The sequence below is a fragment of the Amycolatopsis acidicola genome (genome assembly GCF_007713735.2).
In the GTDB taxonomy this organism is placed as follows: Bacteria; Actinomycetota; Actinomycetes; order Mycobacteriales; family Pseudonocardiaceae; genus Amycolatopsis_E; species Amycolatopsis_E acidicola.
Genome location: NZ_VMNW02000015.1, coordinates 81,711 through 97,771, shown reverse-complemented (window position 1 = coordinate 97,771; position 16,061 = coordinate 81,711). Strand labels below are relative to the sequence as shown.

Below are 16,061 nucleotides of genomic sequence, written 5' to 3'. Positions count from 1 at the left end.
ACGATCATGGACACCGGCGTCGAGGACGTTTACCCGACGCGGGTCACCGGTGCGGCGGAGCCGTTCGACCGGGTGGACCCGACCGTTTGGGGTGCCGATGGCGATGGTCCGGTGGACGCGGCGACGCTCGCGTCGCACGACGCGAAGGGCTACCACGTCGTCGAGGGACTCTTGTCCCCGGCCGAGGTGCAGGCCTACTGGCAGGAACTGGTCCGGCTGTCGGGAGACGAGCAGCTGAAGGCCGATGAACGCGTGATCACCGAGAAGAAGAGCGGTGAGGTTCGCTCCATCTTCGAGGTGCACAAGCTCAGCGCGCTGATCGGTGAGCTCGTCCGTGATCCGCGCATCCTCGACCGCGCCCGCCAGATTCTCGGCTCGGAGGTCTACGTCCACCAGAGCCGGGTGAACTACATGCCCGGCTTCCGCGGCAGCGGGTTCTACTGGCACTCCGACTTCGAGACCTGGCACGCCGAGGACGGCATGCCGAGGCCGAGGGCCGTGAGCTGCTCGATCGCGCTGACCGACAACTACCCGTTCAACGGCGGGCTCATGGTCATGCCGGGTTCCCAGCGCACGTTCGTGCAGTGCGTCGGGGCGACCCCGGACGACAACTACAAGAGCTCGCTGAAGGAGCAGGAGATCGGCGTGCCGAGCGAGCACGACGTCACCAAGCTCGCGGCGGAGTGCGGGATCGACCAGTTCACCGGGTCGGCGGGCTCGGCGCTCTGGTTCGACTCCAACATCATGCACGGCTCGGGTAACAACATCACGCCGTATCCGCGCTCGAACATCTTCCTGGTGTTCAACAGCGTGGAGAACGCGCTCGTGGAGCCCTACGCGGCGAGCAAGCCGCGGCCGGAGTTCATCGGCAGCAGGGACTTCACGCCGGTCTCGCGCTGAGCGGGGCGAAGAGTAAAAGATCACAGTGCGGATTTCGTGGGTCGGGTGTAGCGGACCCATCGCCCCCTGTTACGGTGTCGCAACCGCGTCGGCGACAGTCGAGGCGGCCGAGGTTGTCGTCGGTGGCGTGGGTTCCTCCTTGCTCGGGGTGAGTCCTGTGTGACCGCTGACAGCAGTGTCCGGCGGGGGAGCACCCGACCCCGCCGCACGTTTCACCGAGTGCGGCCCCGCACCATCAGATCGGGACTGATGGTGCGGGGCCGCACTCGTTTTCATGGTCGCCGGAGGCGTCTGGGGAGATCAGCGTGCGGGAGGCTTTGCGGATTCAGCTGCTCGGCCCGGTCCGGCTGCTGGCCGGGGAAACCCCGGTGCCGATCGGCGGGCCGGCCGTGCGCGGGCTGCTGGCGTTGCTCGCGCTCGACGCCGACCGCATAGTCGCGCTCGACGACCTGATCGACGCGCTGTGGGGGCACGACCCGCCCGCCACCGCGCGCACCATCGTGCACGGCAACGTTTCCTTGCTGCGCCGGGTGATGCGCTCGTTCGACCCGCCCAACCAGGCGTTGATCGAAACCGTCGCGCCCGGCTACCGGCTGATCATCGACCCGGACCGGATCGACCTCTTCCGCGCGCGCAAGCTGCTGGCGGAGGCGGACGAGGCGCCGTTGCGGGAGCGGACGGAGCTGCTGGCCGAGGCCTATCGCCTGTGGCGTGGTCCGGAGTTGTCCGATGTGCCCGCTTCGCTGCGTGCGCCCGAGTTGGCCGAGTTGCGGCTGGCGGTGCACGGCGCGCGGGTGGACGCCGAGCTGGCGCTCGGCAGGCACGCGGAGCTGATCGTCGAACTGTCCACAATGGTCCGGGAGAACCCGCGCGCGGAGCGGACCGTCGGGCAGCTGATGCGGGCGCTGTACTACTCCGGCCGTCGGGCCGAGGCGCTCGAGGTGTACCGGACGATGGCCCGGCGCGTGTCCGACACCTTCGGCATCGACCCCGGCGCGGAAGTGCGTGAGCTGCACGAGCGCATCCTCAACGACAACCTGCCGCCGATGTCGGGCGCCGAACCGGGCACGGAGGTCGACGTCACGCGCGTGGTGCCGCGGCAGCTGCCGCCGGCCGGGCCGCTCGCGGGGCGTGACGCCGAATTGGCCTGGCTGAACGGTTTGCCGGACGGGGCGGTCGCCGTCGTGACCGGCGCGGCGGGCGTCGGCAAGACGGCGCTGGTGGTGTCGTGGGCGCACCGGGTCGCGACGCGGTTCCCGGACGGGGTGCTGTTCGCGTCGCTCAGCGGCTCGGCCGAAGTGCTCACGCAGTTCCTGCTCGGGCTCGGGGTACCGGCCGCGGATCTGCCCGAGCAAGCGTCCGAGCGGGTCGCGTTGTATCGGTCGCTGATCGCCGGGCGGCGCGTGCTGGTGCTGCTGGACGACGCGGGTTCCGCCGAGCAGGTCCGTGATCTGCTGCCGCCGGGCGGCGCTTCGCTCGCGCTGGTGACCAGCCGGGCCCGGCTGGACGGGCTCGTGGTCTCCAACGCGGCGCGGGTGCGCAGGCTGGATCCGCTGGCGCGCGAGGACTCGGTGCGGCTGATCGCCGAGCTGGCCGGCGGGGAGGCCGCGGAGCACCACGAACGGCTGGCGCGGTTGTGCGGGGATCTCCCGCTGGCGCTGCGGATCGTCGGCGCCCGGCTCGCTGCTGGTCCACAATGGACGATCGAGGAGTTCGTGGCGCGGTTGGAGAGCGAACGCACCCGGCTGGCGGCGCTGGACGTGGACGACGCCGGGGTGCGCGCCGCGTTGGACGTGTCTTATCGCGGGCTGCCGGACGAAGTCGCCGGCACGTTCCGGGCGCTCGGTGTGGTTTCGCTGGAGACGTCGGGGCCGCATCTGGTGGCAGCGCTGGAAAACGTCACGCTGGCGGAGTCACGTCGGCGGTTGCGCGTGCTGACCGCGCACCACCTTCTGTTCGAGCAGGGGCAGGACGTGTTCACCCAGCACGACCTGATCCGGCTGTACCAGCGGGAGGTCGCGGGCCCGGCAGAGGAAGTGGTGGCGCGGGCGGTGCGGTACTACCAGGCCGCCGCCGACAGGGCGCGCCGGAAGCTGCTGCGGATCGTCGACCCGGTGGATTTCCTGGACGTGCCGGTCGAAGCGCCCGCGCTGGGCTGTTACGACGACGCGCTCGCGTGGTTCGCCGCGGAGTGGCCGAACATCGTGGCGGTCTGCGCGGCGGCGCAGGAGGCCGGCAGGCACGAGGACGTGTGGCGGCTGGTGCGGGTCGCGCACACGTACCGCGTGGTGCGGCCGTTGTGGGGTGAATGGGCGCGGTTGATCCGGATCGGCATGGAGTCGGCGCTGGCGTGCGGGGACGATCAGGCGCGGTACTGGATGTTGATCTCCCGGTGCGCGTTCGCGCTGACGTTCGAGGTCGGGGACGGTGGGCTGGCGGACGCGGAGCAGGCACTGGAATTCGCGCGGCGGCTGGGAGATCCGCGGCTGACCCTGTCCGCGCAGATCCACCGCGGCTGCGCGCTCACGCTGTCCGGCAGGTTCGACGAGGCCATCGAATGCCTGCAGGCGGTGATCGCGGAGACCGAGCGGAGCGGCGAGGAGGAACTGCTCGGCCAGGCACTGAACAACTGCGCCGAGGCGGAGAAGCAGGCGGGCAAGTACGTCGAGGCGGTCGAGCACCAGCTGGCGTCGCTGGAGATCGACCAGCGGCTCGGGGACGACAGCTATGCCGTGGTGTCGCTGAACAACCTGGCCGAGCTGTACCTGTTCCTCGGCGACCTGAACACGGCCGCGAGCTACTCGCGCGCCGCGATCGAGCTGGCGGAGAACCGGGGTTTCCTGCTCCAGGAGGCGGTCGCCCGCACGACTCTGAGCCGGATTTCGCGCGAGCGCGGCGACTTCGAGGGCGCGCGTGTGCAGCTGCGGCTGTCGCTTGAGCTGCGCAAACGTGTAAGTCCCTTGCGTTCGCCCGCCATCGAGGACGAACTCGCAGCTCTGCGGCCTTGAACGCAGTTAGCGAATTCTTAGCGTCAGGCAGCTTGACTGGCGTAAGGTCCCCCATAGGCCGTCTGACGCAATGGGGGAGCGTCAGACGGCCGCGTACTTTGGTTCTCTCTTGCCCGCGTGGTGGCCGTTCGCGCGTGTGGCCGGAGGTCGCCCCGGTGTGTGTTGGCCGCGCGCGTTGATGTGTTGGCTGCTCCGGTGTGCGCGTTGGCCGCCCGCGTGGGTGTGTTGGCTGCTCGCGATCACGCGGCGGGGGTGGCCGGATGGTTGCCATGGATCGACGCGCCCCGCCGGGCCGACCCGCGCATCCGGAACGGCAAACTCGTGCACGGGAACGGCAAACTCGTGCACCGGAAGGGCCAACATGTCGACGGGAGGGGCCAACTCGTGTGCGGGAGGGGCCAACTCGTACACGGGAGGGCCGCGTCGGGCAGGGCTCAATGGTCGAAGAGGTGCACTTCCGGGGTGATCTCCAGCAGTTCGTGCACCGGGCGGCCGCGGCGGCCGTCGATCGTGGTGGTCCGGACCACCCGGAGCCGCGCCGTCACCGGGCGGTCCAGGTTCTCCTTGATCTGGTCCAGCAGGTCCGGCGCGACGGCGCCCTGGATCGTGCCGCCGGATTCGCGCTCGAGGTAGAAGATCCGCCGCCGGGTGCGCACACCGTCGAGCCGCCCGGAGACGGTCTCGTACCCGACGGCTTCCCGGGATTCGCGCAGGCTGCTCTGCAGCACCTTCGCCTGGTCCATGGTCACGCTGCGGGCGAGGTCCTCGCCCGAGGTCGGGGTCAGCTGCAGCCCGATGCCGGTGTTCTTGACCACCGCGTTGACGATGTCGCTGACCGCGTTGCGCACCGTGTCCCGCTGCAGCAGCACGGCGTCCAGCGCGCCGTCGTCGGAACCGTTGGCCGGCAGGAAATCGCAGAGCTCCTTGACCGCGCGCTCGGACAGGGTCTCGATCCCGTCGTGGATCAGCGCGTCGTCCAGCGCCGGCTCGGGGAACCCGAAGAAGATCGTGTTCCCGGCCTGGCCACGCTGGAGCAGCGGGGCCTTGTCACGATCGGTCGGCTGGACGTAGGTGACCTCAGCCTGCGGGTTGCGGATGATGTGGCCGACCTTGGCGGTGGCGTCCTGCAGCGCGCGGCTGATGTCGGAGAACGTGTACGCGTCCAGGTTCGTCGAGCCCAGCATGGAAACGCGCAGCAACGGCGAGCGCGCGGTGCGCTCGAACTTGGCGTGCGCGGCCATCGCCGACGCGCGCGAGAGGTCGGCAAGCCAGGTGCCGCCGGGAATTTCGTCGGCGAGGCGCCGGTACTCCGTACTCACCACACCACCTCGGGGAAACCGCGGGTGCCGTGCGCGGACCACGTGTACTCCCAGGTCTCCTCGTCACCGGGAAAGCAGAGGAACCCGTCGAGCAGGCCGCCGACCGGCTGCACCTTGTCCAGATACATCGCCGGCTGGCCGACGATCACCCCGCGCAGCGTCAACAGCCCGTACAACGCGTCGCGCGCCGGACCGGTCATGCGCTTGAGGCTGCCCCAGTCTTCGGGCAGCAGCACCACATCCAGCCCCGACGGCACGCCTTCGGTGCGCGTGATGAACGCGCCGCCGATCCACGCGCGGCCGGACGGGATGATCCGCGCGACCGCGCCGAGGTAGGAGTTCAGGGCGCTGAACAGGATTTCGCGCTCGTTCTGGTGTGGAGCGTCGAACACCAGCCGCTCGTAGATGTCGGCGACATCGGCCGGGAGCCGTCCAGGCGGAAGTGCCCCCTCCGGAGTCCAGTGTGGGAGCGGCGACATGCCTGAAAAACTATCAACTGCTCGAGTACGTGCCGCGCTCGGACGGGTACCGCCGGTCAGGTGGGAGCGACGGAAGATCATCCGCGGTCTGCGGGGTCTGCATCGGGACGAACGGCGCGAGCTGCGGCCGCTTCGGGGAAAGGCCGTCGCCCATGGATTCGCCGCGCAGCTGGCGGCGGATCCACGGCAGCAGGTGCGTCTTCGTCCACGCGAGATCGGAGCGGCGGTTGGTCAGCCAGTCGGGCTGGTGATCCAGCGCCGGCCACGGCTCGCGCCAGTCCTCGGCCACCGGGACACCCAGCAACTCGGCCGTGCGCAAGGCGATCCGCCGGTGGCCCTCGGCGGTGAAGTGCAGTCTGTCGTCGCTCCAGGCGCGATGATCCGCGAGCACCCGCATCGCCCACAGGTCGACCACCTTCGCGCCGTGCCGCGCCGCGATGGCCCACAGGTTCGTGTTGTAGATGCCGATCTTGCCGCGCAGCACGCTCATCACGGACAACGATTTGGTGTCGGGGCCGTTGAACAGCAGTACGTCGATGCCCGCCGCCCGCAGGGCGCCGACCACCGCGTCGATCTGCGCGCAGATCTCGTCCACGTCGCTGCCGGGCACGATCACGTCGTTGCCGCCGCCGCAGAAGGTGACCAGATCGGGCTTGAGCTCCAGCGCCATCGGGATCTGCTCGTCGACGATCTCGCCGAGCATCTTGCCGCGCAGCGCGAGATTCGCGTACTGGAAGCCGAGCATGTCGCCCGCGAGTATCTCGGCCAGCCGGTCCGCCCAGCCTCGGAACGTGCCGTCGGGGAGCGCGTCATTCAGGCCCTCGGTGAAGCTGTCACCAACGGCGACATAGCTTTCGTAGCCGTACATGCGGTTCCCCTTTCGCCCAGCACGCTGATGTAGTTCTCGCCCCAAGAACAACATCGCGAGGATGCACCTGTAATCCCGACCTACGCCACCGTCGGTTCAGCCCGGGGTAACAGTCTCTTCTCTTGTCGGCTCCGAGCGCCTCTTCATTACTGCCGGTGACCCCCATCGTGTGGCGAAGATCTCGGTGCCCCCTGCCGTTCGGGGCACGAATCGGGCAGGGTGTAAGGGTGACCTCACAAACCACGGAGCGGGAGTCGCTGGCGAGCGTTCTCGGCGGTCGCGGGGGTGCGATCGACGCGAGTCTGCCGCCGGTCGCGTTCGTCATCGGGTGGCTGGCCGCCGGCAGTTCGATCGCCTGGGGCTCGATCGCGGCGATCGCCGTCGCCGTCGTCGTCGGGGCGGTGCGGCTCGCCCGCGGCGGCAAGGCGCGCGCGGTCGTGGTGAGCCTCGCCGCGGTGATCGTCGCCGCGCTGGTCGCCCTGCACACCGGGCGGGCACAGGACTTCTTCCTGATCCAGCTGCTGTCCAATGTGGCCAGCGCGTTGCTGTGGGCGGCGAGCGTGGTGGTGCGCTGGCCGCTGCTCGGCGTCGTGGTCGGGCTGGTGCTCGGCCAGAAAACCCGCTGGCGCAAGGATCCTGAGCTGCTTCGCGCCTATTCACGGGCGAGTCTGCTGTGGTCGTGCCAGTACCTGTTGCGGGTCGTGGTGTACCTGCCGCTGTGGTGGGCGGGACAACTCGTCGCGCTGGGAGTGGCACGGACCGTGCTGACGTGGCCGCTGCAGGCGCTCACGGTGGCCGCCGCGGGCTGGGTGTTGTACCGATCGTTGCCGGATGATCACCCTGGGCTGCGGCGGATCAGGACGCCCGAGGACGTGGAAACCTAGCGGCCTCACCGTATGCCTCGACGGCGGCGAGCCAGGCCGCGCCGAACACGCCGTCGTTGCTGGCCTGCACTTCCAGCCCGGCGAGCCGCTTGCGCACGCCGTCGCCGACAGGGCCGCCGAGGACGCTGCCGACGAGCACGACCGGCGTGGTCTCGCCGGGTTCCCTGACGGCCAGCGCGATCTCGACGAGCAGGTCCGCGGCGCGCTCGGTGATCGGGCCGGGCCCGACGAGCGGGGCGAAGCGGGCCAGCCGGATCGGGGCTTCGCCGTTGGCCACCGTGATCAGGCGCCGCCACGCCGTCTTCCGGTCGGCCGGGTCGATGCCGGTCTCGCGCAGTACGGCCGCAGCGAGCTCGTCGAGTTCGGCGTCGGTCTCCAACGCGCGAAGCGTGGTGCGGACGGCTTCCCTGCCGAGCCAGTACGCCGAGCCTTCGTCACCGAGCAACCAGCCGTAGCCGCCGGCCGTGGAAACCATGCGCCGCCCGCGAATCCGGCCCGCGATCGAGCCCGTACCCGCGACGAGCACCGTGCCGTCCCGAGCCGTGGTCCCGGACGCGAACGCCACTTCGGCGTCGGTCAGCACCACGACCCCGGACAGGCCGAGTCGTTCCCAGGTGGCTTCGTACAGTGCCGCGACCGTACGGTCGGTCAGCTTGGCCGTACCCGCCATGCCGACGACGCAAGCGTTTGCTTCGTACGGATCGAGCCCGGTCAGCGCGCTGCCGATCGCTTCGGCCACATGCGCGACGGCTTCGGCGGGCGGCTGCGAGTTCGGGTTCGCGCCGCCGGACCTGCCGCTGCCGAGCACCGTCCCGTCCGCGGAGACCGCGAGCGCGCGGGTGGACGTGCCACCCGCGTCCACCCCGACGACGAACCTCATCGCGTCTTCGTGACCTTGAGCAACCCGCGCGGGTTGTCCGGGTTCCCGCCGCGGGCGAGCGCGAGCCCGAGCGCGAGTCGTTGTGCTGGAAGGACTTCCAGTACCGGCGCGAGTTCCTCGGCCACCTCGGGGATCGGGATCCGCACCGCCGCGGGCACGTCTTCCGTGGACGACCCGAGCGCGAGCACGTCGGCGCCCCGCTCGGTGACGGCCTTGAGCACGTCGTGCATCGCCGCGCCGCCGCGGCCCGCGCCGGTCACCGCGAGCACGGCGGTTTCCTCGTCGATCGCCGCCACCGGGCCGTGCAGCAGGTCCGCCCCGCTGTACGCGCGGGCGGCGAGGTAGCTCGTTTCGGCGAGCTTCAGCGCCGTCTCCAGCGCTGTGGCGTAGGAGTAGCCGCGGCCTGTGGTGATGATCCGGTCGACGAACCGGTACCGGTCGATCGCGCGCTGCACGGGCGCTTCCAGCGCCTGCGCCGCCAGCTCGCCCAGGTTCGCCGCCGCCGACGCGTCGCCTCCGCGCACGGCGTCGATCAGCAGGTACAACGCGAGCAGCGTGGCCGAGTACGTCTTCGTCGCGGCCACCGCGACCTCCGCGCCCGCGCCGATGTCGACCGCCAGCTCCGCCGCCTTGTTGAGCGCCGAGTCGGGGGTGTTGGTGACCGCGACGGTCAGCGCGCCGCGCTCCCTGGCCGTCTCGGTGAATTCCAGCAGGTCGGGCGAGCCGCCGCTCTGGCTGACCGAGATCAGCAGGACGTCGCGCAGATCGGGGCGGGCACCGTAGAGTGTCACGGTCGACGGGGACACCAGGCCCGCGGGCAGGCCGAGCAATACTTCGATCAGGTATTTCGCGTACAGCGCCGCGTGATCGCTCGATCCGCGCGCGGCCAGCAACGCGAAGCGCGGCGGCCGTTGTGCGATCACCCTCGCCACCTCGGCGAACTCCGCACGGCGGGCCACCTGGCCGGCCAGCACGGCTGGTTGCTCCGCGATCTCGGCTGCCATGTGCTGTCCGGGGCTGGTCATCACGTCTCCTAGGGCTGAAGGTCTAGACCAATGCTAGCCCGGGCGCGTCGATATCGGGAAAGGGTAGTTTCTTCCTGCGCCGGATGCGCGGTTCGAAGGAGAGTCGGTCATGTTGGAGTCACCCACGCGCGGTCAGCGCGAGCCGAAGTACTGGGCGTTGAAGCAGCACCTGCTCGACCTCCTCGACACATTGCCACCCGGCTCGCCCATCCCCACCGAGCGTTCGCTGGCCACGGAGTTCGCGGTGTCCCGCACGACGGTGCGGCAGGCGCTGGCGGACCTCACCGCCGAAGGGCGCTTGCACCGCGTACAAGGCAAGGGCACGTTCGCCGCCGAGCCGAAGCTCGCGCAGCGCCTGCAGCTGTCGTCGTACACCGAGGACATGCGCGCGCAGGGGCGCGAGCCTTCGTCGAAGCTGCTGGAGATCGAGGAGATGTCGGCGGACCCCGAGCTGGCGAAGCTGCTCGGCACCCGCGGCGGCGCCAAGGTGCTGCGGCTGCGGCGCCTGCGGCTGGCCGACAACGAGCCGATGGCGCTGGAGACCACGCACCTGCCGCTGAGCCGGTTCCGCGGGCTGCGTAAGCACGTCTCGGCGGGCGGCTCGCTGTACTCGGTGCTGCGCGAGCAGTTCGGCGTGCAGATGGACCGCGCCGAGGAGACGATCGAGACCTCGCTCGCCGGTCCGCAGGAGGCCGAGCTGCTCGGCGCCGACGTCGGCATGCCGGTGCTGCTGCTTTCGCGACACTCCTTCGGCTCCGACGGCAAGCCGGTCGAATGGGTGCGCTCGATCTACCGCGGTGACCGCTACAAGTTCATCACCACGCTCACCCGGCCGTGACCGTCCGCTGGGGCAGCGCGCAGGCGCGGGGAGTCCTGGCCACCACCATCCTGGGTTCCGGGATGGCCATGCTGGACAGCTCCATCGTCAACGTCGCGCTGCCCCGGATCGGTGCGGAGTTCGGGGCCTCGGTTTCGGGGCTGCAGTGGATCCTCGACGGGTATCTGCTCGCGCTCGCGTCGCTGATCCTCGTCGCGGGCTCCCTCGGTGACCGCTACGGCAGGCGGCGTGTGTTCGTGATCGGCGTCGTGTGGTTCGGCGTGGCTTCGGCGCTGTGCGGGCTGGCGATGTCCACGGAAATGCTCGTGGTCACCCGGATCCTGCAGGGGATCGGCGGGGCGCTGCTCACCCCGGGATCGCTGGCGATCCTGCAGGCGACGTTCGCGCACGACGACCGCGCGCGGGCGATCGGCACGTGGTCCGGGCTGGGCGGGATCGCGGCGGCGATCGGGCCGCTGGTCGGCGGGCTGCTCGTGCAGGCTTGGTCGTGGCGGCTGGGTTTCCTGATCAACCCGCCGCTGGCCGTGGTGTGCGTGCTGCTGGCGCACCGGTGCGTGCCGGAGTCACGCGACGAGACGGTTCATGGGCGGCCCGGGATCCTCGCTTCCGTGCTGGGCGCGCTGGGGCTGGCCGGGATCACCGCCGCGCTGGTCGAAGCGCCGACCCGCGGGGTGGGCAGCCCGCTGGTGTGGATCTGCGCGCTGCTCGGCGTGGCCGGGCTGGCCACGTTCGTCCGCATGCAGCTGCGCTCGGCCGACCCGCTCGTGCCGCCGCGGCTGTTCACCGACCGGACGTTCACGCTCGCCAACGGGCTGACCTTCGTCGTGTACGCGGCGCTGGGCGGCGTGATGATGCTGCTCGTGTTGCAGCTGCAGGTTTCGCTCGGCTACACGCCGACGGCCGCGGGGCTCGCCGGGCTGCCGATCACCTTCGTGATGTTGTTGCTGTCCGGGCGTTCCGGCGCGCTGGCGCAGAAGATCGGGCCACGCGCGCAGCTGATCGCCGGGCCGTTCCTGCTCGCGGCCGGGATGTTGCTGATGACGCGGATCGGGCCGGGCGTTTCGTACCTCGGCACGGTGTTCCCGGCTGTCCTGGTGTTCGGGCTCGGGCTGGCGGCGGTCGTGGCGCCGGTGACGGCGACCGTGCTGGCCGCGGCGCCGGACGAGCACGCCGGGGTCGCGTCCGGCGTGAACAACGCCATCGCGCGGGCCGGCGGGTTGCTGGCGATCGCCGTGCTGCCCGCGGTTGCGGGGCTGACCGGGGAGTCCTACTCCGACCCGGCCGAGCTGACCGCGGGCTGGCGGATGGCGCTGGTGGTGTGCGCCGGGCTCGCCGTCGTCGGCGGGCTGCTGGCGTTCGGCGTGCGGAACTCCGTGCTGCAGGAGGAACCTGCGCCCATGGCAGGTCCGGACCTGTCGCGGTGCCTGCACTGCGCGGTGGACGCCCCGCCGACCCACACACGGAACTGACGCGCGTTTTCGCCCGGGCTACTCCGGAGTATGTCCCCGTCGTTTTTCCGGTCCCCTGGTTGGCCGGTTTCCTTACGCGTTTCGGCGGAACCGGTCCTCGTGGCACACTGGTCTCCTTGGTGCCGGTGACACTGTGCTGATCCGAAAACACGTTGCGGCATAAGGAGAAGTTCCCTCCTCCGAATGAGGGGCCGGCTCACCGGGAGCACACGCGGTTGGTTCATGTCGTCCACTATGGACAGTCCGCGTGTTTCTGCTCACGAAACTGCTAACACCGGGAGCATCTCAATCGACTAACACGTTGAGCAACCGGAGATCACGGGCAATCGTCGAGCAGATCGGGATCATGACCGAGGAGAAGGAAAGCACGGAGAAGGCCGGCCTCAAGCCGGCACAGATAGCCGCGTCGGCGCTCGCGGCTGTCACAGCGGCGTTCCTGGGGTCCACGCTGGGCGTCGCGGGCACCGTGGTCGGTGCGGGCATCGCCAGCGTGGTGACGACGGTGGGCGGCGAGGTGTATCTACGGTCCCTGCGGAAGACGCGGCAGGCGGTCCGCAAGACCAAGGAGGTCCTCGCGCTGACCGACACCAGGCTGCGCCAGGAGACGCAACTGGTCGAACCGCCACGGCGCTCGGTGAACCCGCTGATGCAGCCGTCCGCGCAGCGAGGCGTCCCGCGGCAGACGCGGCAGGACGCCATGCCGCTCGCGCGGCACGGTCAGCTGCCCCCGGCGCAGACGAACGCGGTCCAGCCGACGAAGTGGATTCCCAAGGCCGGTGACGGACAGTCGGAGTCCGGTCAGCGCACCGTGTTCATCGCGCGGCAGGGCGCGCAGCCGCCGCTCAACGGCCGCACGCAGGTGTTCGGCCAGCCGGTCAACGGCGCGACGCAGGTCAACGGCGCGACGCAGCTGAACGGTGCCACGCAGGTCAACGGCGCGGTGAACGGTGCCACGCAGGTCAACGGGCAGCCGCCGCTGAACGGCCAGACCCAGGTCCTGACGGGCCCCGAGGACGACGCGGCGCCGAAGAAGCCATGGTGGAAGAACCGCTGGACGCTGCTGATCGGCACCAGCGTGGTCGCGTTCCTGGTCGGGATGCTCGTCATCACCGGCTTCGAGGGCATCACGGGCCAGGCGATCTCCGGCGGTTCGGGCACCACGTTCAGCCGGGTCGTCGGCGGCTCGGGCGGTTCGTCCAGCACCACGACCACCGTGACCCCGACCGAGACGCAGCAGAGCGAGACGTCCACGAAAACCACGGGTTCGCAGACGCCCACCAGCCAGACGCAGTCGCAGGCCCCGGCGCCGCAGTCGGAAACGGTCCAGCCGACGCAGTCCAGCAGCGCGCAGGAATCGGCGACCCCCACCCAGACCGAGAGCGCCGCCCCCTCCAGCGGCCCCTAGGAAGGTTGTCCTCGGAGCGGTCCCCAAGCGCGGGGCGAACCCAAGCCTCGGAGCGATCCCTAAGCGCCGAGCCCCGAGACGATCCGCCGCGCCGCGGCGGCCGGGTCGTCGGCTTCGGTGATCGCGCGGACCACCACCACGCGGGAGGCGCCGGCCGCGAGCACCTCGGGCAGGCGTTCGGTGTCGATCCCGCCGATCGCGAACCACGGCCGGGTGGTGCCCGACGCCGCCGTGTCGCGCACCAGGTCGAGCCCCGGCGCGGAGCGGCCCGGCTTCGTCGGCGTCGGCCAGCACGGGCCGGTGCAGAAGTAGTCGACGCCCGGCTCGTCGGCCGCCGCGCGGGCCTGCTCGATCGAATGCGTCGAGCGGCCGATCACCGGCTCGTCCCCGATGATCCGCCGCGCCAGCGGCACCGGCAGGTCGTCCTGGCCGAGGTGCAGCACGTCCGCGTCCACGGCCAGCGCCACGTCGGCCCGGTCGTTCACGGCGAGCAGCGCGCCGTGCCGCGCGCAGGCCTCGGCGAGCACCTCCAGCGCGGCCAGCTCCTGCTTGGCCTCAATGGGCGCCCCGTTCGTCTTGTCCCGCAGCTGGATGATGTCCACCCCGCCGGCGAGCGCGGCGTCGGCGAACTCCGCGAGGTCACCACGCTCGGCGCGCGCGTCGGTGCACAGGTACAACCGCGACGCGTCGAGTCGTTTCCGGATCTGGTCACCACTGAGCCCTGGCATGGCCGCAACGGTAACCCACCCTGAGCACCGCCCCGGCGGCCACGAGGTACCGTGGAGGGGTCCGCACGGGAGCCCGAGGACGGGCTGAGAGGGAGCCGGTACCGCTCCGACCGTGGAACCTGATCCGGATCATGCCGGCGCAGGGAGCGTGATCTTCATGTCTGGCAAGCACCTCGTGATCGTCGGTGGCGGGGTCATCGGGCTGTCCGCGGCCTGGCGGCTCGCCGCGGCCGGTCACGCCGTGAAGCTGGTCGACCCCACGCCCGGCCGCGGCGCCTCCTGGGTGGCGGGCGGAATGCTCGCCCCGGTCAGCGAAGCGTGGCCTGGCGAGGAGACGGCGCTGCACCTCGGCGAGGAGTCCCTGCGCCGCTGGCCCGCGTTCGCCGAGGCACTCACGGCCGAGGGCGGCAGCCCGGACCTGTCCACGGCGGGCACCCTGCTGGTCGCCTTCGACCGCGGTGACGCCGACCAGGTGGACGTGGTCGCGGAGTACCTGGCCAAGGTCGGTCGCGAGGCCGAACGGCTCACCAGCAGGCAGGTGCGTGCCGCGGAGTCGGGCCTCGGCGCCGTACGCGGCGGGCTGCTGGTGCCGGGAGATCTGGGCGTGGACAACAGGAAACTGCTGCGCGCGCTGCGGCTCGCGGCGTCCCGGCGCGGCGTCGAGTTCATCGAAGACAACGTGACGGCGGTCGAGCCGGGGCGTGTACGGACGGCTTCCGGGGAACTCGACTGTGATGTCGTGGTTCTCGCCGCAGGCGCGCGAAGCGGTGGCCTGCACCCGAAACTCGCCGGTGCGGTGCGGCCGTTGAAGGGCGAAATCCTGCGCCTGCGTGCGCGGCGAAGCAGCCTCCCGCCGCCGCGGCGGACTGTGCGCGCGGTCGTCGAGGGCAGGCCGATCTACCTTGTCCCGCGTGTGGACGGGGAGCTGGTCCTCGGGGCCACGCAGTACGAAGCGGGGTTCGACGAGACAGTGGGCGCGCGCGGTGTGCGCGAGCTGCTCGAAGGGGCGGAGCGCGTCTTCCCGAGCGTCGGCGAGTACGAACTGGCCGAGACGGCGGCGGGGTTGCGCGCGGCGAGCGTGGACACGGTGCCGTTCATCGGCGAACTCGAGCCCGGGATCTTCGCGGCGACCGGGCATCATCGCAACGGCCTGCTGATGGCCCCGGTGACCGCCGACGCGATCGTCGCGCTGCTGGCCGGGGAGGAACCACCGCCAGGCGTGGCGGCCGCACATCCGGAAAGGCTGGAGCACTAGTGGAAGTACAGGTCAACGGGGAGTGGAAGACGTTCCCCGACGGGAGCACGATCGCCGGCCTGCTCGATTCGCTCGGCGCCGCGCGGAAGGGCATCGCGGTCGCGCTCGAAGGCGAGGTCGTGCGGCGCGGCGACTGGGACGGGGTGGTCGTGCCCGCGGGCGCGAAGCTCGAAATCCTGACGGCAGTGCAAGGTGGGTGACGAAATGTTCGACGGTTCCGAGGACCAGCTCACGATCGGTGCGCACAAGCTCAGCTCCCGGCTGATCATCGGCACCGGCGGCGCGGCGAACCTTTCCGTGCTGGAGCGTGCACTCGTCGCGTCCGGCACGGAGCTGACCACGGTCGCGATGCGCCGTGCGGACGCCGAGGGCGGCTCCGGTGTGCTGGAACTGCTGCGGCGCTTGGGAATTCGGCTGCTGCCCAACACGGCGGGCTGCCGCAGCGCGGCCGAAGCGGTGCTGACGGCGCAGCTCGCGCGTGAGGCGCTGGAGACCGATCTGATCAAGCTGGAGGTGCACGCCGACGAGCGCACCCTGCTGCCGGATCCGGTGGAAACCCTTGACGCGGCGGAACAATTGGCAGGCGACGGGTTCACCGTGCTCGCCTACACCAACGACGACCCGGTGCTGGCCCTGAGGCTGGAGGAGGCCGGTTGTGCCGCGGTGATGCCGCTGGGCGCGCCGATCGGCACCGCGCTGGGTATCCGGAACCCGCACAACATCGAGCTGATCGTCTCCCGCGCCGGGGTGCCGATCATCCTCGATGCCGGGATCGGCACGGCTTCCGACGCCGCGCTGGCGATGGAACTGGGCTGCGACGCGGTGTTGCTGTCCACGGCCGTCACGCGCGCGCAGGACCCGGAACGGATGGCGCACGCGATGCGTTCCGCGGTGTTGGCCGGACGGCTCGCGCACGGTGCCGGGAGGGTGCCGCGGCGTTTCTGGGCGCAGGCGTCGAGCCCGCCCAGGTAACAAGTCGGCGGATTCGGGGCTGCCACCGATC

General features: G+C 70.7%; 15 protein-coding genes and 1 riboswitch. Of the genes, 9 read left to right on the top strand and 6 right to left on the bottom strand.

What is annotated here, in order from left to right; translation table 11 throughout:
• Positions 1–6 precede the first annotated feature (6 nt).
• Positions 7–900, top strand: coding sequence for an ectoine hydroxylase (gene thpD / locus FPZ12_RS13445; protein WP_424923602.1), 894 nt, complete (start codon positions 7–9; stop codon positions 898–900).
• A gap of 305 nt (positions 901–1,205) precedes the next feature.
• Complete coding sequence (locus tag FPZ12_RS13440) at positions 1,206–3,908, top strand: AfsR/SARP family transcriptional regulator (protein WP_144750236.1); 2,703 nt, start codon at positions 1,206–1,208, stop codon at positions 3,906–3,908.
• Positions 3,909–4,342: 434 nt separating this feature from the next.
• Here FPZ12_RS13440 and FPZ12_RS13435 read toward each other — a convergent pair whose 3' ends face one another.
• The 3 genes from FPZ12_RS13435 to FPZ12_RS13425 are packed head-to-tail and all read right to left on the bottom strand — an operon-like array spanning position 4,343 to position 6,574.
• Positions 4,343–5,227: a hypothetical protein gene (locus tag FPZ12_RS13435; protein ID WP_144750238.1), complete on the bottom strand. Its 885-nt coding sequence runs from the start codon at positions 5,225–5,227 to the stop codon at positions 4,343–4,345.
• Positions 5,224–5,706, bottom strand: coding sequence for a DUF6932 family protein (locus FPZ12_RS13430; RefSeq protein ID WP_166462719.1), 483 nt, complete (start codon positions 5,704–5,706; stop codon positions 5,224–5,226). Before FPZ12_RS13430 ends, FPZ12_RS13435 begins: the two co-directional genes overlap by 4 nt.
• A gap of 13 nt (positions 5,707–5,719) precedes the next feature.
• The gene (locus FPZ12_RS13425) at positions 5,720–6,574 is read right to left on the bottom strand and encodes an SGNH/GDSL hydrolase family protein (protein ID WP_144750239.1); all 855 of its coding nucleotides are present in this window, start codon (positions 6,572–6,574) and stop codon (positions 5,720–5,722) included.
• A gap of 227 nt (positions 6,575–6,801) precedes the next feature.
• On the opposite strand from FPZ12_RS13425, the gene FPZ12_RS13420 reads away from it, so the two are divergent.
• Positions 6,802–7,458 (top strand): DUF3159 domain-containing protein, encoded by a 657-nt coding sequence (locus FPZ12_RS13420; protein WP_144750241.1) that lies wholly within the window; start codon positions 6,802–6,804, stop codon positions 7,456–7,458.
• On the opposite strand, the gene FPZ12_RS13415 is transcribed toward FPZ12_RS13420, so the two are convergent.
• Together FPZ12_RS13415 and FPZ12_RS13410 are read right to left on the bottom strand one after the other, a co-directional pair.
• Positions 7,430–8,338: an N-acetylglucosamine kinase gene (locus tag FPZ12_RS13415; protein WP_150980309.1), complete on the bottom strand. Its 909-nt coding sequence runs from the start codon at positions 8,336–8,338 to the stop codon at positions 7,430–7,432. The two genes, FPZ12_RS13420 and FPZ12_RS13415, sit on opposite strands and share 29 nt — an antisense overlap.
• On the bottom strand, positions 8,335–9,342 hold the full coding sequence (locus FPZ12_RS13410; protein WP_424923601.1) for an SIS domain-containing protein: 1,008 nt from the start codon (positions 9,340–9,342) through the stop codon (positions 8,335–8,337). The genes FPZ12_RS13415 and FPZ12_RS13410 overlap by 4 nt, the downstream gene beginning before the upstream one ends.
• Positions 9,343–9,472: 130 nt before the next feature.
• Between FPZ12_RS13410 and FPZ12_RS13405 the strand changes: the two genes are divergently transcribed.
• From FPZ12_RS13405 to FPZ12_RS46995, 3 genes are all read left to right on the top strand, one after another.
• A complete protein-coding gene (locus FPZ12_RS13405; protein ID WP_144746883.1) occupies positions 9,473–10,201 on the top strand; it encodes a GntR family transcriptional regulator in 729 nt (242 codons plus the stop codon).
• Positions 10,198–11,670 carry an MFS transporter gene (locus FPZ12_RS13400; RefSeq protein ID WP_279537798.1) on the top strand — a complete coding sequence of 491 codons (1,473 nt, stop codon included), beginning with the start codon at positions 10,198–10,200 and terminating at the stop codon, positions 11,668–11,670. Before FPZ12_RS13405 ends, FPZ12_RS13400 begins: the two co-directional genes overlap by 4 nt.
• A gap of 301 nt (positions 11,671–11,971) precedes the next feature.
• Positions 11,972–13,075 (top strand): hypothetical protein, encoded by a 1,104-nt coding sequence (locus tag FPZ12_RS46995; protein WP_341771218.1) that lies wholly within the window; start codon positions 11,972–11,974, stop codon positions 13,073–13,075.
• 59 nt (positions 13,076–13,134) lie between these two features.
• Here the strand turns inward: FPZ12_RS46995 and thiE are convergent, their stop codons facing one another.
• On the bottom strand, positions 13,135–13,803 hold the full coding sequence (thiE, locus tag FPZ12_RS13390) for a thiamine phosphate synthase (RefSeq protein WP_144746885.1): 669 nt from the start codon (positions 13,801–13,803) through the stop codon (positions 13,135–13,137).
• 55 nt (positions 13,804–13,858) lie between these two features.
• Positions 13,859–13,966: riboswitch (TPP riboswitch) on the top strand.
• On the opposite strand from thiE, the gene thiO reads away from it, so the two are divergent.
• The 3 genes from thiO to thiG all read left to right on the top strand — a co-directional run bounded on the left by thiO (position 13,961) and on the right by thiG (position 16,030).
• Positions 13,961–15,058 (top strand): glycine oxidase ThiO, encoded by a 1,098-nt coding sequence (gene thiO / locus FPZ12_RS13385; RefSeq protein WP_144746887.1) that lies wholly within the window; start codon positions 13,961–13,963, stop codon positions 15,056–15,058. It overlaps the preceding riboswitch by 6 nt.
• Positions 15,058–15,258 carry a sulfur carrier protein ThiS gene (thiS, locus tag FPZ12_RS13380; RefSeq protein ID WP_144746889.1) on the top strand — a complete coding sequence of 67 codons (201 nt, stop codon included), beginning with the start codon at positions 15,058–15,060 and terminating at the stop codon, positions 15,256–15,258. The genes thiO and thiS overlap by 1 nt, the downstream gene beginning before the upstream one ends.
• 4 nt (positions 15,259–15,262) lie before the next feature.
• Positions 15,263–16,030: a thiazole synthase gene (gene thiG / locus FPZ12_RS13375; protein WP_144746891.1), complete on the top strand. Its 768-nt coding sequence runs from the start codon at positions 15,263–15,265 to the stop codon at positions 16,028–16,030.
• Positions 16,031–16,061: the final 31 nt, after the last annotated feature.

Excerpts from the sequence above, each read along its gene's own strand:
- FPZ12_RS13405 (WP_144746883.1), top strand. The coding sequence starts at position 9,473 with ATGTTGGAGTCACCCACGCGCGGTCAGCGCGAGCCGAAGTACTGGGCG.
- FPZ12_RS13430 (WP_166462719.1), bottom strand. The coding sequence starts at position 5,706 with ATGTCGCCGCTCCCACACTGGACTCCGGAGGGGGCACTTCCGCCTGGA.
- thiG (WP_144746891.1), top strand. The coding sequence starts at position 15,263 with ATGTTCGACGGTTCCGAGGACCAGCTCACGATCGGTGCGCACAAGCTC.
- FPZ12_RS13410 (WP_424923601.1), bottom strand. The coding sequence starts at position 9,342 with ATGGCAGCCGAGATCGCGGAGCAACCAGCCGTGCTGGCCGGCCAGGTG.
- thiE (WP_144746885.1), bottom strand. The coding sequence starts at position 13,803 with ATGCCAGGGCTCAGTGGTGACCAGATCCGGAAACGACTCGACGCGTCG.
- FPZ12_RS13415 (WP_150980309.1), bottom strand. The coding sequence starts at position 8,338 with ATGAGGTTCGTCGTCGGGGTGGACGCGGGTGGCACGTCCACCCGCGCG.
- thiO (WP_144746887.1), top strand. The coding sequence starts at position 13,961 with ATGTCTGGCAAGCACCTCGTGATCGTCGGTGGCGGGGTCATCGGGCTG.
- FPZ12_RS13425 (WP_144750239.1), bottom strand. The coding sequence starts at position 6,574 with ATGTACGGCTACGAAAGCTATGTCGCCGTTGGTGACAGCTTCACCGAG.
- thpD (WP_424923602.1), top strand. The coding sequence starts at position 7 with ATGGACACCGGCGTCGAGGACGTTTACCCGACGCGGGTCACCGGTGCG.